This is a genomic window from Paenibacillus wenxiniae (assembly GCF_039822605.1).
GTDB classification, from domain to species: Bacteria; Bacillota; Bacilli; order Paenibacillales; family Paenibacillaceae; genus Saccharibacillus; species Saccharibacillus wenxiniae.
Genome location: NZ_JBCGUH010000014.1, coordinates 41,507 through 66,286, shown reverse-complemented (window position 1 = coordinate 66,286; position 24,780 = coordinate 41,507). Strand labels below are relative to the sequence as shown.

20 protein-coding genes and 1 CRISPR repeat array are annotated in these 24,780 nt (G+C 47.9%); of the genes, 18 read left to right on the top strand and 2 right to left on the bottom strand.

Annotated features, from left to right (window positions below; translation table 11 throughout):
* Positions 1-26 precede the first annotated feature (26 nt).
* The 14 genes from AAHF22_RS19340 to rpe all read left to right on the top strand — a co-directional run bounded on the left by AAHF22_RS19340 (position 27) and on the right by rpe (position 15,846).
* A complete protein-coding gene (locus tag AAHF22_RS19340; protein WP_347326655.1) occupies positions 27-917 on the top strand; it encodes a YicC/YloC family endoribonuclease in 891 nt (296 codons plus the stop codon).
* Between the two features lie 63 nt (positions 918-980).
* Complete coding sequence (gene remA, locus AAHF22_RS19335) at positions 981-1,241, top strand: extracellular matrix/biofilm regulator RemA (protein ID WP_017814687.1); 261 nt, start codon at positions 981-983, stop codon at positions 1,239-1,241.
* Between the two features lie 60 nt (positions 1,242-1,301).
* Positions 1,302-1,874, top strand: a complete 573-nt coding sequence (gene gmk, locus AAHF22_RS19330) for a guanylate kinase (protein ID WP_347326654.1) — start codon at positions 1,302-1,304, stop codon at positions 1,872-1,874.
* A 44-nt stretch (positions 1,875-1,918) separates the two neighbouring features.
* Positions 1,919-2,149: a DNA-directed RNA polymerase subunit omega gene (gene rpoZ / locus AAHF22_RS19325; RefSeq protein WP_188775127.1), complete on the top strand. Its 231-nt coding sequence runs from the start codon at positions 1,919-1,921 to the stop codon at positions 2,147-2,149.
* An 881-nt stretch (positions 2,150-3,030) separates the two neighbouring features.
* A complete protein-coding gene (gene coaBC / locus AAHF22_RS19320) occupies positions 3,031-4,260 on the top strand; it encodes a bifunctional phosphopantothenoylcysteine decarboxylase/phosphopantothenate--cysteine ligase CoaBC (RefSeq protein ID WP_347326653.1) in 1,230 nt (409 codons plus the stop codon).
* The gene (gene priA / locus AAHF22_RS19315) at positions 4,257-6,806 is read left to right on the top strand and encodes a primosomal protein N' (RefSeq protein ID WP_347326652.1); all 2,550 of its coding nucleotides are present in this window, start codon (positions 4,257-4,259) and stop codon (positions 6,804-6,806) included. The genes coaBC and priA overlap by 4 nt, the downstream gene beginning before the upstream one ends.
* 174 nt (positions 6,807-6,980) lie before the next feature.
* Complete coding sequence (gene def, locus AAHF22_RS19310; RefSeq protein ID WP_347326651.1) at positions 6,981-7,460, top strand: peptide deformylase; 480 nt, start codon at positions 6,981-6,983, stop codon at positions 7,458-7,460.
* Positions 7,461-7,481: 21 nt separating this feature from the next.
* Positions 7,482-8,417, top strand: coding sequence for a methionyl-tRNA formyltransferase (fmt, locus tag AAHF22_RS19305; RefSeq protein ID WP_347326698.1), 936 nt, complete (start codon positions 7,482-7,484; stop codon positions 8,415-8,417).
* Positions 8,418-8,575: 158 nt separating this feature from the next.
* Complete coding sequence (gene rsmB / locus AAHF22_RS19300) at positions 8,576-9,910, top strand: 16S rRNA (cytosine(967)-C(5))-methyltransferase RsmB (RefSeq protein WP_371834089.1); 1,335 nt, start codon at positions 8,576-8,578, stop codon at positions 9,908-9,910.
* Between the two features lie 249 nt (positions 9,911-10,159).
* Positions 10,160-11,206: a dual-specificity RNA methyltransferase RlmN gene (gene rlmN, locus AAHF22_RS19295; RefSeq protein ID WP_347326650.1), complete on the top strand. Its 1,047-nt coding sequence runs from the start codon at positions 10,160-10,162 to the stop codon at positions 11,204-11,206.
* Positions 11,207-11,212: 6 nt separating this feature from the next.
* Entirely contained in the window at positions 11,213-11,986 is a 774-nt protein-coding gene (locus AAHF22_RS19290) for a Stp1/IreP family PP2C-type Ser/Thr phosphatase (RefSeq protein ID WP_347326649.1), read from the top strand.
* Positions 11,983-14,214: a Stk1 family PASTA domain-containing Ser/Thr kinase gene (pknB, locus tag AAHF22_RS19285; protein WP_347326648.1), complete on the top strand. Its 2,232-nt coding sequence runs from the start codon at positions 11,983-11,985 to the stop codon at positions 14,212-14,214. Before AAHF22_RS19290 ends, pknB begins: the two co-directional genes overlap by 4 nt.
* Before the next feature lie 42 nt (positions 14,215-14,256).
* On the top strand, positions 14,257-15,180 hold the full coding sequence (gene rsgA / locus AAHF22_RS19280) for a ribosome small subunit-dependent GTPase A (RefSeq protein WP_347326647.1): 924 nt from the start codon (positions 14,257-14,259) through the stop codon (positions 15,178-15,180).
* A gap of 3 nt (positions 15,181-15,183) precedes the next feature.
* On the top strand, positions 15,184-15,846 hold the full coding sequence (gene rpe, locus AAHF22_RS19275; RefSeq protein WP_347326646.1) for a ribulose-phosphate 3-epimerase: 663 nt from the start codon (positions 15,184-15,186) through the stop codon (positions 15,844-15,846).
* A gap of 900 nt (positions 15,847-16,746) precedes the next feature.
* Here rpe and rpmB read toward each other — a convergent pair.
* Positions 16,747-16,935: a 50S ribosomal protein L28 gene (rpmB, locus tag AAHF22_RS19270; protein WP_082472268.1), complete on the bottom strand. Its 189-nt coding sequence runs from the start codon at positions 16,933-16,935 to the stop codon at positions 16,747-16,749.
* A 545-nt stretch (positions 16,936-17,480) separates the two neighbouring features.
* Here rpmB and AAHF22_RS19265 point away from each other — a divergent pair.
* Genes AAHF22_RS19265 through recG form a run of 3 tightly spaced genes read left to right on the top strand, consistent with a single transcriptional unit; the run spans position 17,481 to position 22,231 of the window.
* Complete coding sequence (locus AAHF22_RS19265; protein ID WP_347326645.1) at positions 17,481-19,250, top strand: DAK2 domain-containing protein; 1,770 nt, start codon at positions 17,481-17,483, stop codon at positions 19,248-19,250.
* A 54-nt stretch (positions 19,251-19,304) separates the two neighbouring features.
* A complete protein-coding gene (locus AAHF22_RS19260) occupies positions 19,305-20,165 on the top strand; it encodes a DegV family protein (protein WP_347326644.1) in 861 nt (286 codons plus the stop codon).
* A gap of 14 nt (positions 20,166-20,179) precedes the next feature.
* On the top strand, positions 20,180-22,231 hold the full coding sequence (gene recG / locus AAHF22_RS19255; protein WP_347326643.1) for an ATP-dependent DNA helicase RecG: 2,052 nt from the start codon (positions 20,180-20,182) through the stop codon (positions 22,229-22,231).
* 301 nt (positions 22,232-22,532) lie between these two features.
* Positions 22,533-23,651: a CRISPR direct-repeat array (repeat unit 32 nt; unit sequence GTCACTCTCCGTGCGAGAGTGTGGATTGAAAT).
* Positions 23,652-24,091: 440 nt separating this feature from the next.
* Here the strand turns inward: recG and AAHF22_RS19250 are convergent.
* Entirely contained in the window at positions 24,092-24,382 is a 291-nt protein-coding gene (locus AAHF22_RS19250) for a hypothetical protein (RefSeq protein WP_347326642.1), read from the bottom strand.
* A gap of 50 nt (positions 24,383-24,432) precedes the next feature.
* On the opposite strand from AAHF22_RS19250, the gene AAHF22_RS19245 reads away from it, so the two are divergent.
* A complete protein-coding gene (locus tag AAHF22_RS19245; RefSeq protein ID WP_347326641.1) occupies positions 24,433-24,564 on the top strand; it encodes a hypothetical protein in 132 nt (43 codons plus the stop codon).
* Positions 24,565-24,780 lie beyond the last annotated feature (216 nt).

Sequence of the window (24,780 nt, the reverse complement as noted above, 5' to 3'; positions counted from 1 at the left end):
ACAATAGTATAACGGATGTGATGCCGATGTCATTCAGTATGACCGGATACGGTCAGTCCGCCGTTCAATACGGTGGCTACAAAATCCAGATTGAAGTGAAATCCGTAAACCATCGCTATTGCGAGGTCATGCTTCGTATGCCGCGTGAATGGGCAAGTATGGAAGATAGCCTGCGTAAGCTCGTACAGGGCAAGGTGAAGCGTGGACGGATTGACGTATTTGTAAATAAAGAGCAGGATGATGGGCAACCATCATCACTCCAGCTCAATCATGAAGCGGCTGCGGCATATATTGCCGCCGCGGCAGAACTAGGGCAACGATACGAGGTGGCAGGCGCATTAGAGGTCAGTCATCTGCTTGCTTTGCCCGGAGTCATGACGGCACAGGAGCGCAGTAATGAGCAGGATGATCCAGAACAATTGCAAAAATTGCTTAAGCAGGCATTGGACGAGGCGCTGAACGGCCTGGTGGAAATGCGGGTGCGTGAGGGGCGGCATCTGGTCTTTGACCTGCAAGGTAGACTTGCTCATCTGGAACAGCTTTATGGGGAGATGCGGCAACTTGCGCCTACTGTGGTCGAGGAGCACCGCATTCGAATGAAGCAGCGACTAAGTGAACTACAGGATGGTAGCTTTCACTGGGATGAATCAAGAATTGGAATGGAAGTGGCGATTTTTGCCGACCGTTCTAATATCGATGAGGAATTAACCCGGCTGTCGAGTCATTTTGGACAATTCCGGCAATTGCTGGATCACGATGATTCCATCGGCCGTAAGCTCGATTTCCTGCTTCAGGAAATGAACCGGGAAGTCAATACGATCGGTTCCAAAGCTAATCATCTGGCTCTAGTTAACCATGTCGTCGAGATGAAAGCGGAGCTGGAAAAAATCCGTGAACAAGCCGCCAATTTGGAATAAGACCGAGAAGCGACGTTAGTTTCGGCGCAATTGAGTCAAATGCATAGGGGGAAAAACCTGAACATGGCAATCAAACTTATCAACATTGGCTTTGGTAATATTGTATCCGCAAACCGGATCATTTCTATCGTAAGCCCCGAATCCGCTCCAATCAAACGGATTATTCAGGAGGCACGCGATCGCCATATGCTGATTGATGCAACCTATGGTCGACGTACACGCGCGGTAATTATTACCGATAGTGATCACGTCATTTTATCGGCGGTTCAGCCGGAAACCGTAGCTCATCGTCTGTCTCTGAAGGACGACGATAACGACGAATAAACAAAATCAGACTGCCGGTGCTTGGAATCAGGCTACCGGCAGTCTACATTGGAGTGTATCATGTCTAAAGGATTATTATTTGTACTGTCCGGCCCTTCCGGTGTCGGCAAAGGAACCGTCAGCGCAGAACTGCGCACACGCAAGCCGGAGCTGATTTATTCGGTATCTGCGACCACTCGCCAGCCGCGTGCAGGTGAAGTGGATGGGGTCAACTATTTCTTCAAAACTCGTGAGCAATTTCAGGATATGATCGCTGGCGATATGCTGCTGGAATACGCAGAATACGTAGGCAATCATTATGGAACACCGCGTGATTTTGTCGAGAGCACACTGGAAGCAGGCAACGATATTTTTCTGGAAATCGAAGTGCAGGGTGCACTGAAAGTGATGGAGAAGTTTCCTGAGGGTGTGTTCATTTTCCTGACGCCTCCTTCGTTTGAAGAACTGCAAAACCGTCTGCAAAATCGTGGTACGGAAACTGTCGATACGATCAACAATCGTATGACTGTTGCAGCAGATGAGCTGGAAATGATGAAGCATTATGATTATTCGGTCGTCAATGACGAGATCGAGCTGGCTTGCCAGCGTATCGAAAGCATCATCGTCGCCGAGCATTGCAAGATTCGTAAATAAGTTGCAGAGCAGAAATGTTCTGACAGAATATGAGGTGCAAAACGATGTTATATCCATCCATTGATGAAATGATGAACAAAGTAGACAGTAAATATTCGCTCGTTGTTGCGGCATCCCGCCGTGCAAGACAACTGCGTGATGGCAGCAAAAGTGAACTGCACCATCCAAAAGCTCACAAATTTGTTGGCGTAGCACTAGAAGAAATCTACAACGACAACATCAAAATCGAGCGCCGTACTGAAGCAGAACTAGAACAAAGCGATCGCGAAAACTAAAACTAAAACCTTCTTTTGCCAGTAGCTTATTTATGAGAGCATGGTGAAAAAGACAATGATAACAACCGAAAGGTTGTTATTTTTTGTGCGAAGAAATGTCCATGTACCATGTATGCTAATTTAGATCCTGCTGTAAAAGCATACGAAACAGGCAATGTACCGCCTGAAAGCAAGCTTGACTTGGGCGAAGCATCCGCTAACTGGATCACAATATATACAGTATAATGGTATGCCCAACAACGCACAGGATGTACGAATACCTGTACCCTTTTTGCACATTTAGAGGTATAATAAAGGGATTGAGAAGACTATTTCTCAATCCTTTTTTATTTGATAATCGGAGTTAAAGGCAAGAGAAGAGGGCGAAGTTTTCAAAAATAGAAACGTTATATAAATAAAGGATGTACAATGTTCGTGTGATCCATCCTATATGATTGAATGCGTGTCATCTGATGCTAATTTAAACGCTTTAAGTGTGTAGTTATTTGGCACGCCAATGTATATATCAATATACCGATGATTGAATAGTCATTATGATTGTTACTGTAGTTGCTTTCGAATATGCAAGAAATTCATATACATGCTTCATAACTGGAGAAGAAATTTACTGCTTCATACTATACAAAGATATTTTACCGTTTTTAATTACACACGTATGATGCAATCTGCACAGAGCGAGGGAAAGGAAATAAGGGGAAAGGACGATTTTGGAGGGGCGGGAATCTACATTACAATCTAATCCAGTAGATTCTCGCGGCTCCACTGAGTCCGTCCCCTTATTCCTTACCCGAGCGGTTGCAGCACCATCATCCAAGTGTATCTACCCACACCAGGTAAAATCATCTTCCCACCACCAATTTACAAGGAAAGCAGGGAATATCATGCTAAAAGGCAAAAAGATCGTGCTTGGCATTACCGGCGGCATTGCCGCTTACAAAGCAGCTGCGCTCTGTAGCGGGCTGGTCAAGCAGGGAGCCGACGTGCATGTCGTTATGACCGAATCGGCTGCCAAGTTTATTACCGAGCTAACCTTGCAGACGTTATCACGCAACCCTGTGCATATCGATACATTTGATGAGCGCAATCCTGAGGTCGTGACTCATATTCATCTAGCTGATCTGGCTGATCTGGTATTGATCGCGCCGGCGACCGCGAATACGATTTCTCAAATGGCACTTGGACTGGCTGACAATATGCTCACCTCGATGCTACTTGCTACAACAGCACCGATTATGGTCGCGCCAGCGATGAATGTGCATATGTATCAGCACCCTGCGATCATCGGTCATATGAACACACTGGTCGATCGCGGTGTGATGATGGTCGAGCCAGGCGAAGGCATGCTCGCATGCGGTTATGTGGGCAAAGGTCGTTTAGAAGAGCCAGAAACGATTATTTCCGTCGTACAGCAATATTTTATAACACAGGAACGTGAACGTCAGCTGGCAGGTTTGTTAGCTGGACGCAAAGTAACCGTTACAGCAGGCGGCACCATTGAACGTATCGATCCCGTGCGCTACATTACGAATGATTCATCTGGCAAAATGGGCGTTGCGGTAGCACGGATGGCGCATCGAATGGGTGCGGATGTGAAGCTGATTGCAGCATCGGTTCAGGTGCCGTTGCCAGCGGATATCGAGACGATTCGCGTCCAATCCGCGCAGGATATGTATGAAGCTGTACTGGCAGAATGGAACGATACCGATATTATGGTACAAACGGCTGCGGTAGCGGATTATCGTCCGAAAACGGTTCATTCTACCAAAATGAAAAAGAAGGATGCCGATCTGATTTTGGAATTAGAGAAGACGGTCGATATTTTACAAAGTCTGGGTGAACGTAAAATAGATCAATTTTTAATCGGCTTTGCAGCGGAAACGGAGCATGTTGCCGAGTATGCGATGGACAAACTCAAACGCAAGCGTTGTGATCTGATTGTAGCTAATGATGTTACCGCAGCTGGCGCTGGCTTTGGCACCGATACGAATCGGGTACAGATTTTTGATGAGCAGGGATTGGTTGACGATGTACCGTTAATGGGCAAAGACGAAGTCGCTTCACGCTTGTTACAACTCGCAGCGAAGCGAATGAGCGGGGTGTCTGCCTCATGAGCCGGATTGCCAGGGTGATCGTTGATGTTCCGAGCCGTGGCACTGACCGACCGTTTGATTATTTAATTCCGGATTCGATGCAGGGCTGGTTGGAAATAGGCAGTCGGGTCGGGGTGCCTTTTGGACCGCGTACATTACAGGGCTTTGTCATTGGACTGGCCGAACAATCAGAGACACCGGACATTAAATTAAAGCCGATCAAGGAACTGCTTGATCTTGTTCCGCCGTTATCTGAGGATCTGATTGAGCTGTCAGCCTGGATGAGCGCGCGTTATGCGTGTCACCGGATTACGGCGCTGCAAGCGATGCTGCCAGCAGCGCTAAAAGGCAAGGCAGAGCGTTATATTCGAGTGGCTGATCCATCGGAGTGGGGCGAGCGTGAGCAGGTTGCAACGACAGCAGATGAACCGGTACTATTTGAAACAGTAGACGAGCTGGATGAAGCGGAAGCGGCGATCGTTGCGCATATTCGCAAGCAGCAGGAAGTGCGGATGGAGCATTTGAGTCGTAAATTTGCTGGACAGGCAGACACGATCAAGCGCCTGCTTCAACGTGGTGTATTGTCGGAAACGCGCAGTATTCGCGATAAGGTGCAAAAAAAGACGGTGCGTACCGTGTCACTGCGCTTGCCAGAGGATGAGATTCGCACGATTATCGATGAATTTCCAGCGCGGGCAAGTCGGCAAAAGGAAGTGCTCGCTTTTATTGCCGATATCGGCGGTGAAGTGTCGATGAAACAGATTTTAAGCGTGCTTGGTGTGACAGCAAGCACGGTCAAGTCGCTTGCGGATAAAGGCTATATTGCGATTCAAGATACCGAAGTATTTCGTGATCCGTATAAAGATCGTTATTTTAAACCGAGTCAACCGTTTGTGCTGACAGATGAGCAGCAGATGGTCTATAACGCGATTGTACAGCGAATTGATCGTCGTACCGAAGGCGAATTTCTAGTGCATGGCATTACAGGGAGCGGCAAGACCGAAGTCTATCTGCAATCGATTCAGCGCGTGATTGAGCAAGGTCGGCAAGCGATTATGCTGGTGCCGGAAATCTCGCTGACGCCGCAAATGGTCGAGCGTTTTAAAAGTCGGTTTGGTGATCATGTCGCTGTCATGCATAGCCGTCTATCCAGCGGTGAGCGTTATGACGAATGGCGCAAAATTCGCGAAGGGCAGGCGCTGGTGGCGATTGGTGCGCGTTCCGCGATCTTCGCTCCATTTGCCCATCTCGGTCTGATCATTATGGACGAAGAGCATGAGACGTCATACAAACAAGAAGAAAGCCCTAAATATCATGCCCGCGATGTCGCTGTACATCGTGCCCATCAGCATCAGGCGGTCGTCATTCTCGGTTCAGCTACTCCGTCGCTGGAAAGTTATCATGCTGCACGCTCGCAGAGCAATGAGGCATTTCAGCCGACATTGCTGGAAATTCATGGACGTGCACTGGGGAGCGAACTGCCAGCTGTCCACATTGTTGATATGCGTGAAGAGTTAAAAGAAGGGAACCGTTCGATGTTCAGCCGTCCATTGCATGAGGCGATCGCAGATCGGTTGGAAAAAAAGCAGCAGACTGTCCTTCTGCTCAATCGGCGTGGACATTCGACCTTTGTGATGTGCCGTACATGTGGTTATGTCGCAGAGTGTCCAAACTGTGATATTTCACTCACCTTTCACCAGCGTTCCAACAATTTGCGCTGTCATTATTGCGGTCATGCAGAGCCAGCACCGGAAGTGTGCCCGGAATGTGGCAGTGAGCATATTCGCTATTTTGGTACCGGTACGCAGCGAGTGGAAGAAGAACTGGCGAAGCTATTTCCCGGTATACGGGTCGTGCGTATGGATGTGGACACGACCACGCAGAAAGGCTCGCACGAGAAGCTGCTCAACACATTCCGTGATCGGCAAGCCGATTTGCTACTCGGTACACAGATGGTGGCGAAAGGTCTGGATTTCCCTGATGTGACGCTGGTCGGTGTTATCGCCGCCGATTCAGCGCTGCATTTGCCTGATTTTCGTGCAGGGGAGAAGACGTTCCAGTTGCTCACACAGGTAGCCGGACGCGCAGGCAGACATCATTTGCCAGGCGAGGTTATCGTACAAACGTATAATCCCGACCATTATTCGGTCGTGCATGCAAGCCGACACGATTATGCTTCGTTCGTGCGCGAGGAACTCAAACATCGTCAGGGACTTGGCTATCCGCCATATTGTCGTCTGGCGCTGATTACATTTTCCCATGAGAAGTTGCCGCTGCTCGTGCGAATCGCTGAAAATTATGTGCAAATGGTCAAAGATCAGGCGCAGCGACTCGGCTGGCTGGGTAGTCTCGAACGCTTCTCCACCGAGGCACTTGATGTGCTCGGACCGGTCGCTTCACCGATTCCACGCTTAAAAAATAGATACCGATTCCAATGTATGATAAAATGGCGTGGAGATATGGACGTTGCGAAGCTGGCGGAATTTGTATCCCAGCAGCTTCAGGACAGCGCACGCGATAAAGAACTTTTGATCAGCATCGATGTTGATCCACAGGTAATGATGTAGCACAGACTGCCCCGATTGCTCTGACCAATGCCTGTAGCTGGGCGCTGATCGGGGTGACGGGGCTGCTGTTTGCGGATTATGCAATGTCGGTATGATCTGTACTTTCTGTGCACATAGGTAAGCGAAAATAGGCAAACGAAATAAACTGACATGACGTAAAGGATGGATGAGACGATGGCAATTCGTATTATTGTAAAAGAACCGGATGAAGTGCTGCACAAGAAAGCAAAAGAAATTACGAAGATCACACCTAATGTGCAAAAGCTGCTGACCGATATGGCAGAAACGATGTACGATGCAGACGGTGTAGGACTGGCTGCTCCACAGGTAGGTATTCTTAAGCGCGCAATCGTAGTGGACGTAGGAGACGAGCATGGTCTGATTGAGCTGATCAATCCTGAGATTGTTGCAAGCAGTGGCGAGCAACTTGGTTCGGAAGGCTGTCTTAGCATTCCAGCATTGAACGGCGAAGTCCGTCGTGCGATGGAAGTAACCGTAAAAGGTCTGGATCGTGACGGTAACGAGATCACGATCACTGGAAGCGAACTGCTAGCACGTGCACTACAACATGAGATCGACCATCTGAACGGTGTATTGTTCACCGATATCGCCGAGCGTGTCTATGACCGCAGACTGGACGAGGAAGGGGAATAAACATTGACCAGAATCGCTTTTATGGGAACGCCTGATTTTGCGGTAGCAAGCTTGAAGCTGCTACTGGAGCAGGGCATGAATATTGTTTGTGTCGTTACCCAGCCGGATAAGCCGCAAGGACGCAAAAAAGTTCTTACTCCATCGCCAGTCAAAACCGCGGCGCTAGAGCATAATCTGCCTGTATTGCAGCCCGTGCGGATGCGCAATCCCGAAGCGGTAGCGGAGCTGGCTGCTTATGAGCCTGATCTGATCGTGACCGCCGCCTACGGACAGATTTTGCCAAAAGCTGTACTGGATCTGCCACGACTTGGCTGTGTGAATATTCATGGCTCGTTACTGCCTCAATATCGCGGCGGTGCACCGATTCAGCGCTGTATTATTAATGGCGAAACCGTTACCGGCATTACACTAATGTATATGGCTGAAGGACTCGATACCGGTGATATGATCGCACGTCTGGAAGTTCCGATTACGGATGAGGACACATCAGGCACATTGTTTGAGAAAATGAGTGTCGCGGGTGCTGAACTATTAAAACAGGAGCTTCCTCGTCTGCTGACAGGCAAAGTAGATGCCGAGCCGCAAAATGACGAAGAGGCGACATATGCACCAAATTTGACGCGTGAAGATGAGAAGATCGACTGGAGCAAAGACAGTCGTTCCATTTACAATCAGATTCGCGGACTGGTGCCTTTTGCCGGTGGTTTCACGCTGTGGAATGGCGATGTATTCAAAGTATGGAAAACGCTCAAGCCGCAGCAAAATGACACACTGCCTGCTGGTGCTGCTGACGCTGCGCCAGGTACAGTCTTGGAATTTAACAAAAACGGAATCGTCGTTCGCACAGGTGATGGTGTGCTGACACTGACGGAAGTACAGCCTGCCGGTAAAAAAGCGCTGCGTGCAGCTGACTTTGCACGTGGCAATACGATGGCGACAGGCACGGTGTTATCGTGAACTCATTTGATAAACGTCCGCGTCGTCCATCGCCGTCACCCGGAAATGATTCCTCCAACGGGCAGGGCAAACGATCGTCATCACCAGCGAATCGTAACGGCTCCGGTAAGCCGCAGTCCGCGCCTAAAGTAGGTGCACGCAAGCTGTCCGCTCGTGATGTGGCACTAAATGTGTTGACAGATGTGGAAGCAAGCGGATCGTACAGCAACCTGCAATTGAATCAGGCGCTGGTACAGTCAGGGCTGGAACGAGCAGATGCTGGGCTAACGACCGAGATCGTGTACGGTACGATTTCTCATTTGAATACGATTGATTATTTTCTCGGACGTTTTGTAGCAAAAGGTGTGCATAAATTGCAGCCGTGGGTGCGCAGCTTGCTACGGTTAAGCTTTTACCAGATTTATTATCTGGATCGTATCCCTCCGCATGCAGCAGTGAATGAAGCGGTCAATATTGCCAAGCGCCGTGGTCATCAGGGGATTTCCGGTATGGTCAATGGCGTGCTGCGTAATGTACTGCGTCAGCTGGATGAACTTGTCATTCCAGATCATTTATCTACAGTACAGCGTATATCGTTACAATATTCGCATCCAGAATGGCTGGTAGAGCGCTGGATAAAGCAATTCGGTGAAAGTATCACCGAGCAGATTTGTATGTCTAACAATGAGCCACCTGCGGTCAGCGTCCGTGTGAACACAAACCAAACGACCCGTGAAGAGATGCTGAAGACGTTAAACGATGCAGGCTATTATGCTCAGCCATCGGCTATTGCGCCGGATGGTATTCTCGTTGGCGGTAGCGGCAATATGGCACTGACGGACTGGTATCGCGATGGCTTGCTGTCGATTCAAGATGAAAGCTCGATGCTCGTTGCCGAGGCAGTGCAGCCAGAGCCGGGGATGAAGGTGCTGGATTGCTGTGCGGCTCCAGGTGGTAAAACTGCCCATATGGCTGAAAAAATGCAAAACAAAGGGCATATTATCGCCAATGATATTCATGAGCACAAGCGCAAGCTGATCGATGATCAGGCACAGCGTTTGCATCTATCGGTCATTGATACGGCTGTTGGTGATGCGATGGCATTAGCTGAGCGTTATGAAGCAGCTTCATTTGATCGCATTTTGCTGGATGCACCTTGTTCAGGTCTTGGCGTTATTCGCCGCAAACCGGATTTGAAGTGGAACAAGTCCGCTTCCGATATTAAAGAGATTGCTGCTTTGCAGCGTAGACTGCTGGAACGTGTATCCTCCTTGCTCAAGCCTGGTGGTATACTCGTGTATAGCACCTGTACGATCGAGCAGAGTGAAAATGAAGATGTTGTACGTCATTTTATCGAAGCACATCCTCAGTTTGAACCGGTCGTTGTGCCGTTGTTTGCTAATAAGCTGACCGACCATACAGCATCCGATTCAACTTCGATCGGCGTACAAATTTTGCCGCAGGATTATCACTCGGATGGATTTTATATCGCTGCGCTGCGTTTGAAAGCATAAATGTATAGTTTGATAGGATAGGTTAACAACGAAGATAAGGATGAAAATACACCGCAACCACCTGTAAAACTACTGCGGTATAGCCTACAGCGGGCCCGTCAGGAGATGCTTCAAGCAAATTGTAGCACCGAATGGCGGCGCGCCCCTTTAGGCTTTCTTTGTTTTGTGCTAAAATAGTAAAGATGTGAACCCGATAGTTATGATCAGATCAACAAATTTAAGATATGAAGAATAGGTGTGATAAATCCAATGAAACCCTTGATATATGATTTTTCCCTGGAGGATCTTCAGGACTGGGTGAAAGAAAATAATGAGCCTGCATTCCGGGCAACGCAAATTTTTGACTGGCTGTATGTGAAGCGCGTAACTTCGTTTGAAGAAATGACGAACCTGTCCAAGGGGCTGCGTGCCAAGCTGAACGACCAGTTTTCTTTTGTTCTGTTAAATGAAATTACGAAGCTGCAATCCAAAGACGGTACGGTGAAATTCCTGTTCGGTCTGCATGATAACCATGCGATCGAGACTGTTATTATGCGTCACAACTACGGTAACAGTATCTGTGTAACGACACAGGTCGGCTGCCGGATCGGTTGTACATTTTGTGCATCCACACTGGGTGGTCTAAAACGTAACCTGACTGCTGGTGAGATCGTGGCACAGGTTGTACAGGCGCAAAAAATTCTCGATGAAACGAATGAACGTGTCAGCAGCATCGTTATTATGGGTTCTGGTGAGCCATTTGAGAACTATGATGCAACGATGAAGTTCCTGCGCATTATGATTCACGAAAAAGGTCTGAACATCGGACAACGTCATATTACCGTATCGACAAGTGGGATCGTACCGAGCATTTACAAATTTACGGACGAAAACACACAGATCAATCTGGCGATTTCGATTCACGCACCCAATGATAAGCTGCGTTCCAAGCTGATGCCGGTTAACCGCCGCTTCCCATTTGATGACGTGATGGAATCGTTGCGTCATTATATGGCGAAAACAGGACGCCGGATTACATTTGAATACGCATTGATCGGCGGCGTGAACGACCGTCCTGAGCATGCCGAAGAACTGGCTAACGTATTGAAAGATATGATGTGCCACGTCAACCTCATTCCGGTTAACTATGTACCGGAGCGCGATTATGTGCGTACACCACGTAAAGATATTTTTGAATTTCAACGTATTCTGGCAGACAAAGGTGTGAACGTAACGATCCGTCGTGAGCAGGGACATGATATTGCTGCGGCTTGCGGACAGTTGCGTGCGAAGCACATGGAGTCGACTGCGAGGTGATCGGTGTTGATTAAAACAGCACAGTTGAGTGATAAGGGACGCGTCAGACAGGTGAATGAAGATTCCGTATGGGTAGGCAATATACAGGGTGAATATGTACTCGGTATTGTAGCGGACGGCATGGGTGGGCATCGCGCAGGCGATACCGCCAGTCGTCTCGCTGTACAAACGGTCATTTCGGATTTGCAAGGACTTGAAGCGGGGCTATCGGCAGAAGCATGTCGTGCCGCGCTGCATGATGCGATTTTACATGCGAATGATGTTGTTTTTCATGTGGCCCAGACGAGTGATGATTATCATAATATGGGAACGACCGTTGTGGCTGTATTGTTGAAAGGAAGTCAGGGTATTATCGGTCATATTGGCGATAGCCGTGCCTATTTGATCAGCGAGGAAGGATTGCGCCTAATCACTCAAGATCATAGCCTGGTGAATGAACTGCTGAAAACCGGACAAATTAGTCAGGAGGAAGCAGCTTCTCATCCACGTCGCAACGTATTAACACGTGCGCTCGGTACGGATTCCGAAGTGAGTGTAGAACTGGACCATATCGAGTTATCTTCGGGCGAAGTATTGCTGTTATGCAGTGACGGACTTAGTAATATGATTACACGTGATCAGATTGAGACGGTAGCACTGGCAGGTATTGCGCTTGACGAGCGTGCACGTCATCTGGTTGCACTCGCGCTGGAAGCGGGTGGCGAAGACAATATTACCGTAGCCCTGTTTGAATATGATCAATCAGCACAGGGTGCACATAGTGAGGGGTGGACGCCATGATTGGACGTATTCTGGGCGGACGCTATGAAATTATGGAAGAGATCGGCGGAGGCGGCATGGCGCTTGTATATAAAGCGCTGGACGTGCTGCTGAACCGCCATGTAGCTATCAAAGTATTGCGACAGCAATTTGTATATGATGAAGAGTTTATTCGCCGTTTTCGCCGTGAGGCGCAGTCGGCTGCTTCGTTGTCCCATCCGAATGTCGTTAGCATTTATGATGTAGGTCAGGAAGATGATGTTCATTTTATCGTCATGGAATATGTAAATGGACAAAACTTGAATGAGATCATCAAAGCACGAGCACCGTTGCCGGTCGAGGAAGCGGTTCGCATTGCAACTCAAATCTGTGATGCACTGGAACATGCGCATCATAATCAGATTATTCACCGCGATATTAAGCCGCACAACATTTTGATCGGTTTGAATGGGCGCGTGAAAGTTACTGATTTTGGGATTGCGCGTGCGGTCACCTCAACGACGATTACTCAGACTGGCTCGGTTGTAGGTTCAGTGCATTATTTTTCACCGGAACATGCCAAAGGTGTGACGACAGGCGAGAAGTCTGACCTGTACTCACTTGGTATCGTGCTGTATCAAATGCTGACGGGCAGATTGCCTTTTCAAGGGGAAAGCCCAATCAGTGTTGCGCTCAAACATTTGCAGGATGAATTTGAAGATCCGCGTGCGATCAATCCGTTGATTCCGCAAAGTGTTGAAAATATCATTCTCAAGTCGATGCGCAAAAATCCAGCCGAGCGTTATCATTCCGCACAGGATATGCTGCTCGATCTGGATACATGTCTGATGCCAGAACGTAGTACAGAAACGAGAGTATATTTTCCAACTCATGACGATGATGAGCAGACGAAGGTCATATCGGCGATTCGGCCGAATTCGATCCCGATCCCACCGCCTGACAAGGAGGATGTTCGCCATATGGAACGCGACCGTGGAAGAACAAATCCCGCTACCAAGCCGAAAAGCTTCTGGAAAAAGCCAGCTGTATGGGTATCGCTCGTTGTCGTAGTGTTGTTAATTATGACTGCAATCGTAATGTACGTTAGCTCTACGCTGGAAACGAAAGATGTCGTTGTGCCAAGCGTGCTCAATCAAAAAGAACAGAGTGCGGTACAGCAACTGCAAGCGTCAGGGCTTACCGTTGCGGATAAGATCAATTACGAATATCAGGAAGGCAAAGAGGCCGGGATTGTGTTCGCCCAGGACCCGGCGCCAAATGCAACGGTCAAGTCAGGCGCACAGGTAACGCTAAGTGTGACCGTAGACAAAGACCCGATCAAAATGCCTGATTTTAAAGATGGACAGACGACTTATGAAGATGCACGCAAACAGTTACTTGCGCTTGGCTTCAAAGATAATCTGATTACCCGTGAAGACAAGACGAGTGACAATGTAGACAGTGGTGTCGTACTGGATCAAAACCCAGGTGCCAACGAAGATGTGAAGCCGGAAACACAGGCTGTTACACTCGTCGTGAGCAAGGGCGCTTCAACCGCAAGCGTACCGGATGTGACGAATGCCGGACAATCCTCTGCGCAATCGAAATTGTCGGGTGCAGGCTTCTCGGTTGGTAATGTACAGCAGGAATCAAGCTATACAGTAGAAGCGGGTAAAGTGACCCGTCAAAACCCACAGGCAGGCGCGTCCGCAACGAAAGGAAGTAAAGTCGATCTATGGGTGAGCAGCGGTTATCCGCCAGAAGCACTCGACTTTACGTATTCTGTTTCGGTACCGCCAAAGACAGCGGGTCAAGCGAGTAAAATTAATATCATTTATACCGATGCACGTGGCGCAGATCGTAATTGGGGCACCAAAACAATCAATTCGCGTCAATCGTTACAGGTGAATATGATCCTTGATCCAAGTCAAAATGGCGTTGTTAAAGTGTATCGTGATGGCCAGTTCCTGGATACGTTTGCGATCAGTTATAATGATGCCAAACAGGGAACGGTACAGGAAGGCGTTATCGAGCCGGACAATACCGGTCAGGTTACTCCACCGCCAGATGGCGGAACGACTTCACCAACGACGCCACCGGCTGATAACGGTAGCACAGGCACCGATCCAGCCGCTGGAAGCACAGGCACTGATAATGGTAATACCAATGGAAATGGTAACGCGAATGGTAGTGATAACCAGGGACCGGGTAATAACAATGGTAACGGTAGCGGGGCAACAGACCCTCCTGCGGGTACAAACGGACCTTGATGGTAGGATGAATTTAGTTTAAGAAATGAAAGGACGGATGGCATGCCTGAAGGCTTAATTGTCAAAGCGCTAAGCGGATATTATTACGTTAAACCGGATACGGAGAGCGAAGATAGCTCCCTCTCCGAGAGGGGTACAATCCAGTGCCGCGCCAGAGGCATTTTTAAGAAAAAAGGCATTTCACCGCTTGTCGGTGATGCGGTCATCTATTCATTGACTGAGAACGGAGAAGGCACCGTTGATGAAATATTGCCACGGAGGACGGAATTAATCCGTCCTCCTGTGGCGAATATTCGTCAAGCGGTGCTGCTCTTTTCCGTCAAGGAACCTGACCTTAGCCTGATTTTGCTGGATAAATTTCTGGTACATATTGAGCATGCCAGACTGGAGCCACTGATCTGTTTTACAAAGATGGATTTGCTGGACCCAGAGGATACAGCTTCACTACATGAAGTGGAGCAGGCGAAACAACTATACGAACGAATCGGTTACCAGGTTATTTTGACCAGTGCGGAAAACGAACTGGGCACCGATCAGATTCGTTCGGAACTGAACGGTAAAATTAGCATGTTCGCCGGACAATCCGGGGTTGGCAAATCTTCGCTGCTGAACAAAGTGATTCCCGGCAGCGATCTGCATACGAGCGAGATTAGTATGCGGCTTGGACGCGGACGGCATACGACACGCCATGTCGAGCTGATTGAGCTTGAAGGTGGCGGCTATGTAGCGGATACACCGGGCTTCAGTCAGCTCAATTTTACCCAGCTGGGCGTAGATGATCTCGGTTCGTGTTTCCGTGAGTTTAACGAGTATGCCGATGGCTGCAAATTCCGTGGTTGCACGCATTTGCATGAGCCTGGCTGCAAAGTGATTGAAGCGCTGGAGACAGGCGAGGTTGCAGCTACGCGCTACAAGCATTATCAGCAGTTCTATCAGGAAATGAAAGACGAGAAACGGAGGTACTAACCGATGCATAATATCAAAATTGCTCCTTCTATTCTGTCCGCAGATTTTGGACATTTATTGGAGGAAGTCAAAGAAGTTGAACGCAGTGGTGCAGACTGGCTGCATGTCGATGTGATGGATGGACATTTTGTACCGAATATTACGTTTGGCGCGCCAGTCCTACAAGCGGTATCGTCGCATACCGGACTGTTTATCGATGTTCACCTGATGATCGAAAATCCAGATCAATATATAGCTGATTTCGTTAAAGCCGGTGCACAGATGATTACCGTACACGCCGAAGCATGCACGCATCTGCATCGCGTTATTCATTTGATCAAGGAACACGGCGCTAAAGCAGGCGTTGCCCTCAACCCGGCAACCCCAGCTAGTGCCATTCGTGAAGTGCTGGAAGATGTCGACATGGTACTCGTGATGACCGTCAATCCGGGCTTCGGTGGACAGTCCTTCATCCCACGCACCGTACACAAAATTCGTCAAATCCGCCAATGGGCAAATGAAACGGGCCATACCGCTCTACACATCGAAGTAGACGGCGGCATCGCCGCTTCCACCGCCCGCCAGGTCGTCGAAGCAGGCGCAGACGTCCTCGTAGCCGGAAGCGCCGTCTTCGGCGCCCCAGACCGCGCAGCCGCGATTCGGAGTATTCGCGATAGTCTGGCGTAAAGCTGGGCATGAGAATGGCGAATGTTGTAAAATGATCTAGCAAAGTGAGCTTAATCATCAAGGCGCAATCCAATATCGTAAGACAAAATAAAAGCGTGTCAAAGTTAAGACTAACTTTGACACGCTTTTTTTATATGTAAATACGCAATTAAACGATAACGAAGAAATAAAAAAGGATAGTAGTAGAATAAGTGAATTAAATAAAGTAAAGCGGCGGCAATGCAAATAGCAAATTTACAAGGGTAAACGAAACGATGTGATTACAATTTAATTCCTTTTTTCAGAACGAGAATAAAAGTGTCTGGTAAGCTTAAAAGTAGTATTGAATGAGATTGAAAGTAATAGAAAAGTAGTAAGTTCGTCCATTGCAATGAAATTAATAAAAATAACCAGATAGTGAATAGCTATTATATGACGAATTAAAATACATTGATTAAGAGGACATAGTTAATACATACTAATATGCTAAAGTGCTCATGAACAAAAACGTGCAAAGTGTTGGAAGTACAATTCATAAGATAAAGTATGGTAAGAGCAGAATTAAATGGCTGGTTGCCATGAATTGAATTTGAATATCACTTCCAGAACAGTTCATTTACTAGATTGAATATTGATAGTACATCAGTAAACATATGAGTATGAACGGTCAATAGCACATAATGTATGACTGCGCACGGAGCGGAGGCAAGGGAATAAGGGAAAAGGACGACTTTGGAGGGGCGGGAATCTTCATTCTTCCTAATCCAAAAGATTCCCGCGGCTCCACCCGAGTCCGTCCCCTTATCCCTTGCCGGAGCGCTGTAACTCACAACAAATCTACTCAGCCACCATCAAAATTTATTTCAAAATCCACAGCAAAAAAGCACCCTCAGCGAGAGTGCTTTCTTCATCGACATATCATTATACGCGAGTAACTTTACCGGATTTCAGAGCACGAGTACTTACATAAACGCGCTTTGGTTTACCGTCAACGAGGATGCGAACTTTTTGAACGTTCACGCCCCAAGTGCGGCGATTACGGTTGTTTGCGTGAGATACGTGGTTACCGCTACCAGCAGTTTTACCAGTTACATAACATTTACGAGCCATAGTTACACCTCCTATTTCCAAAAAAGTGCATGAAAACAACACTCATAACATACTATCATAATCAAGAAAGCAACGTCAACACTTCTAAATACTTTATTTATTTCTGAACAGCGTTATAGTACAATGTAACATAGTTCAGTGTAAGATGTACGTAATAAAGCAAGCCCATTTGCGGACAAATGTAAAAGCGTTTTATTTCCGTCACACCGGAAGTAATCGGTTGATTTCGCCGCTCTTTATGCTTGTTATGTGAGCGAATGCCTGTTCTTGGTACTTGGTACGAATACATGGTGCTAAAATAAATGCAACGACTATTTTGTCAGTGCGTATTGTATGTCAGATTAGCAGGTATTTGAAGGGGATCGAATGTATTGAGGTTATAGGTCAAATAGCTGCAACATTCATTCTAATACTAGCACGCTTTACGCTCACGTCATATGAAATCATAATTATAACAAAATGTTGAATCAAAAGAGATCAGGAGGCTTATGTATACGGTAAGCCCGATCATACGAGTGATGATAGATGAGGAAGGGGATTTTTCATTGAGCAAGCGTTCTTTAAACGGGGTTGATTTTACCGCGATGGTACTAGCTGGCGCGGAGAAACTGCATGAGCATGCCGAGCACGTCAATTCTTTAAATGTATTTCCTGTACCGGATGGTGATACAGGAACGAATATGAATTTGACGATGACCGCAGGAGTAAATGAGCTGAAACGGAGCGAATCGCCTGTGATCGGACAGGTAGCAACGATATTGTCCAAAGGACTGTTGATGGGCGCGCGTGGTAACTCTGGCGTGATTCTGTCTCAACTATTCCGTGGATTCAGTCGTTCTGCCGCGTCTCGTGATGAATTGAATGCAGCTCAGTTTGCAGCAGCATTGCAGCAAGGAGTAGAAACAGCGTACAAGGCGGTAGTCAAGCCGGTAGAGGGAACGATTTTGACCGTAGCACGTGAAGCAGCCAAGCATGCTGTTTATTATTCACGTCGCACGACTGACATTACAGAGCTGATGGGCGAAGTATTAAAACAAGCGCAAGCGACGCTGGCACAGACGCAGGAGATGTTGCCTGTACTGAAGCAGGTTGGTGTCGTGGACTCTGGTGGACAGGGACTCGTTTATATTTATGAAGGTTTTTATGACTATTTGCAGCATGGTCAGTCGGCTTCCAGTCATGGAAATACAGCAGCTTCGACTTCAACAGGGCAGTCCAATGCACCTTCGCTGGCAAAGGTCGCTATCGATGTACCTTTATCTGCACAGGCGAAGCTGGAAACGGAAGATATCGAATTTCTGTATGATATGGAGTTTTTCATTAACCGTACACTTGGTGGAGCTGCCGGTACACGATTTGATGAAGAGAAGTTCCGTGCTGCGCTGGCGGTAAATGGTGATTCGATTATCGTCATTTCCGATGACGAGATTATTAAAGTACATGTGCATTCCAGAGCGCCTGGCGAGGTGCTGAATCTGGCACTGCAATATGGTGAAATTACACAAATTCATATTTTAAATATGCGTGAGCAACATCGTGATCTGTTGTCGGCAGGTCTGGATATTGCACCGCCGCCAGAGCTGTTTGCCGATATTCCGCAGGAGCCGATCAATCCGCAAACGGAAGCTTCGGTACCCGCAGAAGAGGTAGCAGCATATGGTATTATCGCTGTATCTTCCGGCGATGGCATTGCTGAGATTTTCCGCAGTCTGGGCGTAGATGTGATTTTGGCTGGTGGACAGACGATGAATCCGAGTACAGAGGATTTTGTGAAAGCGGTAGAAAGCCTGTCAGCGCGTCATATTTATATTTTGCCGAATAACTCTAACATTGTGCTTGCTGCGCAGCAGGCACGTGATCTGCTGGAGGATCAGCGTCAGGTGACCGTGATTCCGAGCAAAAGCATTCCGCAAGGAATCGCAGCTGCATTTGCATTTCAGGAAGATGAGCCTGCTGATGTGAATACGGCGAATCTGAACGAAGCATTAACCCATGTAAAATCCGGTCAGGTCACACTGGCTGTACGTGATACAACGATGGATGAAATGTCGATCCGTCAAGGACATTATATCGGTATTCATAATTCCAAAATCGTTGCGACAGCGCCAGAGCTGGTTGAGACATGCCAGCAACTGCTAGGTGCGATGATGGAGGAGGGTCAGGAAGTGATTACAATTCTGACCGGAAGTGAGGCTTCGGAAGAGGAGACAAGCCAGCTGGCAGCCTGGATTGAAGCGACGTATCCAGACGCTGAGCTTGAAATTCACAATGGCGGACAGCCTGTGTATCACTATCTGTTCTCTGTTGAATCCTGAGCTACGACTGGCGGCTCATCGTAGCCGTAGTCGTCTCATAGAGGAGGAACCAGGATGGCCCATCCGATTATTGTAACCGAGAGCACCGCCGATATTCCGGCGGAGCTAATTAAGGAGTATGACATTCAGATCATTCCACTACGACTGTTTTTTGGACAGGATTCCTATGCTGATGGTATAGATATGACATCAGCAGCCTTTTACGAGCGACTGGCTACGGTATCGCAGTTGCCGACTACCTCGCAACCGTCACCTGCTGATTATGAGGCGATGTATACGCGTCTGCTGGAACAATATCCAGATCGAGAGATTGTATCGATCCATCTGTCTTCCGGTCTGAGTGGAACGTATCAGTCGGCTACGATCGGACGCTCGATGGTCGAGCAAGCGGATCGTATTACAGTGATCGATTCGCTCTCCGCCTCGTATGGCTATGGTCTGGCAGTCGTTCATGCTGCACGTCTTGCCCGTCAGGGGGCATCGGTAGCCGAGATTGAAGCGGGTGTGAAGCATATACTGGCGAAGCGAGCGCTTTATTTTCTTGTGGATGATCTGGAATATTTACGTAAAGGTGGACGGATCGGACGCGCATCGGCGACGCTCGGTACGCTCCTGAATGTGAAACCGATATTATCGATCGATGAACAGGGTGTCATTTATCCGGTTGAAAAAATACGCGGGCAGAAAAAAGCGATGGCGCGCATCGCCCAAATGATGCGCGAGAAGCTGACTGCACGCAAAATCCATCTGGCGCTGGGACATACGGCGAATCGTGAATCATGCGAACCGATGCTACAGCTGCTACGGGAGCATTATGAGATCGTGGACGTGGTCTATTCGGAGATCGGTCCTGTGATCGGTACGCATACGGGCGCAGGGACGATTGCCGTATATGCCTGGCCGGATGAGGAATAGAAGAGGGATGAACAATGAATATCAATCTGGATCAGATTGGCGTTCGGCAGGTCAACGGCGTGAGTGCTTCCAAGGAAGGGGAGCTTCACGCCTTTGGCATCTCTACCGTACTTGATTTGCTGGAGTATTTTCCGTTTCGGTACGAAGATTATCGTTTACGGGCACTTCAGGATGTGAAGGACGGCGACAAAATTACCGTCGAAGGCAAGATTGTCGGCCTGCCGGTATTACAGCGCTATGGCAAAAAATCACGTTTAACGTGCAATGTAATGATAGATAATTGGATGGTGAAGGCGACCTGGTTTAATCGCCATTTTCTCAAAGATCAGTTGACGACCGGGCGCGATATTATTTTGACAGGTAAATGGGATCAGCGACGTGCGCAGATGACAGTTACCGATTCGGAGTTTCCCGATAAAGGGACGCAGCGCAGCGGTAGTTTGCAACCGGTCTACTCGATCGGCGGCAAAATTACACAGGGCTGGATTCGCAAAATGATCCATCAGGCGCTGGAGCAATATGGTGAGATGATTCCAGAAGTGCTGCCGCAGGAACTGATGCAGCGTTACAAGCTGATGTCGCGTAAGCAGGCGATTCGGCAAATCCATCAGCCTGAAGATGTGGGTGAGGGAAAACAGGCACGGCGACGGATGGTGTATGAGGAGCTATTTCTATTTCAGTTGAAATTGCAAGCTTATCGCAGCATGAACCGTAAACGTAAAACAGGTATCGTGCATACAGCCGATAATGCGACCATTCGTGAATTTGTACGCAGCTTGCCGTTTGAGCTGACTGATGCTCAAAAACAGGTCGAACTGGATATTCTCAAAGATATGCGTTCTCCATATAGCATGAATCGCTTGCTGCAAGGGGATGTAGGCTCCGGTAAAACGGTAGTCGCAGCGATTGGTCTGTATGCGACGGTGAAATCCGGTCATCAGGGTGCGTTGATGGTACCAACGGAGATTCTAGCCGAACAGCATGTGCGGTCGCTGAAAAAATTATTTGAGCCATTCGATATTACGGTGGAAATGCTGACGAGCAGCGTGACTGGACGTAAACGTAAAGACTTGCTCGCTTCGCTGCAAATGGGCATGACCGATATTATCGTCGGTACGCATGCGCTAATTCAGGAAGATGTCTTTTTCCGCAGTCTTGGTTTTGTGGTGACGGATGAGCAGCATCGCTTCGGGGTGAACCAGCGCAGTATTTTGCGGCGTAAAGGTTTTGACCCGGATGTGCTGACGATGACGGCAACGCCAATTCCGCGTACATTGGCGATTACAGCTTTTGGCGATATGGATGTGTCTACAATTGCCGAGCGTCCAAAGGGACGTAAACCGATTACCACGTATTGGGTAAAGCATAATATGATGGATCGAGTCATGGGCTTCATTTCGCGTGAAATTAAACAGGGTAGACAGGTATATGTGATCTGTCCGCTGATTGAGGAATCGGATAAGCTGGATGTGCAAAATGCGATTGATCTGTATGTGCAAATGGATCAGGCTTTGCCGGATATGAATGTCGGTTTATTGCATGGTCGTATGAATGCGGCAGAGAAGGAAGAAACGATGCGAGCCTTTTATACGAATGAAATTCAGTTGCTCGTATCGACGACGGTCGTTGAAGTTGGTGTGGACGTGCCCAATGCCACGCTTATGATCGTGATGGATGCGGATCGTTTTGGACTATCTCAGCTCCATCAGCTGCGCGGACGGGTAGGACGGGGTGAGCATGAATCGTTCTGTATTCTTGTGGCCGATCCGAAGTCGGAGATGGGACAGGAGCGTATGCGTGCCATGACCGAGACCGACGATGGATTTGAAGTTTCTCGCCGTGATCTGGAACTGCGCGGACCGGGTGAATTTTTCGGGACACGTCAGAGTGGCTTGCCCGAGTTTAAAATTGCCGATATGGTGAGTGATTTTGAAGTGCTGGAGATCGCTCGTGACGATGCTGCACGATTAGTGAACCATGAGTTTTTCTGGACTTCGCCAGAGTATGAATTGTTGCGCGAATATTTGGCAAGACAGCAGGTGTTTCAAGGCGAGTTGATCGATTGATCGTATGATGTAAAGATCATGCTAAGTGATAGGATGAATGATGATACAAAGAGGCATTGGATCGTGATCCGATGTCTTTTTTGTGTTGTTTGGATGATTGTAGAGAAATGGCACTACTTGTATCTTATGCTCAGCGCGAACCATAAGCTCACATAAAAACCCTGGGAGGTTCGCGCTCCTTACGTGGTAAGGGATTTCAGCGATTTTATTGTATTTTTCCCCTTTTTACAGTAGGCTAAAAAAGAGGTTCGCGTTTTTGTCTGATTTTTTCTTGGCATAGCAATGGGTTTGAAGCTCTACAGTCACTCTCCGCGCGAGAGTGTGGATTGAAATTTGGTGCTAACCTCACAGATCTCAAGCTCGCAGTGCGTCACTCTCCGCGCGAGAGTGTGGATTGAAATTTTTCCTCCCAGTACTTGATCGTGTCCTTGTGGACGTCACTCTCCGCGCGAGAGTGTGGATTGAAATCTTGGCGGCTTTATTGGTAAACGTAGCCACGAAGAGTCACTCTCCGTGCGAGAGTGTGGATTGAAATGTAATCGTAGTCTGGTGCAGGATACCGATGTTCTCGTCACTCTCCGTGCGAGAGTGTGGATTGAAATACATTGTATTGCTCTTGCAGTGCGTCCAGATCCAGTCACTCTCCGTGCGAGAGTGTGGATTGAAATTCAGCGTACCAATAACCGGTATAATCCATTGCAGCATATGTCACTCTCCGTGCGAGAGTGTGGATTGAAATATCTGGAGCCATAACCGCTTTGACATTACTCATTGTCACTCTCCGTGCGAGAGTGTGGATTGAAATATTGCGGTTGGCGGAGCTATAGCGGCGATTATATTAACGTCACTCTCCGTGCGAGAGTGTGGATTGAAATAGGAAGCCCGGCTGCACATGACTGGGCCGTCACTGGTCACTCTCCGTGCGAGAGTGTGGATTGAAATTGATTAGCCGTTCCTGGTGGCACAGGTGGCATCGTCACTCTCCGTGCGAGAGTGTGGATTGAAATTGTCCCATCGCCCATAAGTCGCATTAACGAGTTAGCCGCGTCACTCTCCGTGCGAGAGTGTGGATTGAAATACGCAACTTGCGCAAACGGAATACGTATACGAATGTCACTCTCCGTGCGAGAGTGTGGATTGAAATCAAGAAATCTGCGCTTTTTTCGATAAAAGCAGGTACGTTAGTCACTCTCCGTGCGAGAGTGTGGATTGAAATGATACACCAGCTGCTGCACTGACAATACCGGTCCAGGTCACTCTCCGTGCGAGAGTGTGGATTGAAATTTTCAGCATTAGGATGAACCATCAAAACGTATACATGTCACTCTCCGTGCGAGAGTATGGATTGAAATTGCCAAATCGGCTGATTTTGGGTATAGAAGTCCGTCGTCACTCTCCGTGCGAGAGTGTGGATTGAAATCCGGCATCACTCTCCATTGGGAAGTGAAGATTAGAATAGGTATATTAGATAGTGTACTCAGATTCGTATGCGTACAGCAGCCCTTCACTGCGGGAAGGAAATAAGGGGAAAGGACGATTTACAGTGTTAGTGGTTTCCTAACACGCGGTTCAATGAAAAAGTGGTTTTTGCAAAGCAAAATATCTTACCTCTTCCGAGCACGGGAATCTACAATGTACTCCTAATCGGCAGATTCCTGTGCGAGACAGGAGTCCGTCCCCTTATTCCTTGCCGGAGTGGTGTCTGCTCCAGCAAAACAGTTTGCGCACAAGCCCAAATATCAACCCTTCATATCCCCACCCACAATAAAAAAAGCCATCCTTTTCGGATGGCTGACCAATCAAACAATAATCTCAACGATTACATATACTTATCCCCTCACTGTCCTCATCACAGACAATCTACAAAACCAGCACAACTTCCAACTGCTGCTCCAATGCCAGCATATATTCATCATATTGCCATTGTGTAATTTTACCGGAGGAATACTCTTCCTTCAGGGTTAAGCTTATGTTATGACATAACAGCTCGCGAAATTGCTCGGCTGCGATGCCTTGATGTTCAGCAATATGAATGATGTGGTCGCCATCTTGCAAATACTGCTTCAGTTCAAGCAGTGTCAGTCCAAGCAGACTTGCTGCATGATCTAGCAGGCGGTTTAGTATCCATGCAGAGACAGGTTCTGCGACCAATTCAGCATCATATGATCCGGTGTAGACAGAAGCCGAATCGGAGTCGGATAATGACCTTGATGCTGATGCTGATGCTGATGCTGATGCTGATGCTGATGCTGATGCTGATGCTGATGCTGATGCTGATGCTGATGCTGATTCATGATGGTGTGTGTGACGAAATGTATAAATGCAATTGGTGAATGAATGGAGTGTATGATCTGCCCAGTGAATTATAGGGGAGGCAGCATATATCACAGTCGGAACTGTAGCTTCGGCATATGCGTTATCCCATGAAAGCTGCCGGGGGATGAATCTTCGCGTCAGGTTCATTATGCTTCCTGCCTCTCTTGATGTGTCATAGATATAAAGCTGATTGTAGAACAGCCATATGAATGATTCGTTAAACCAATCTTAAA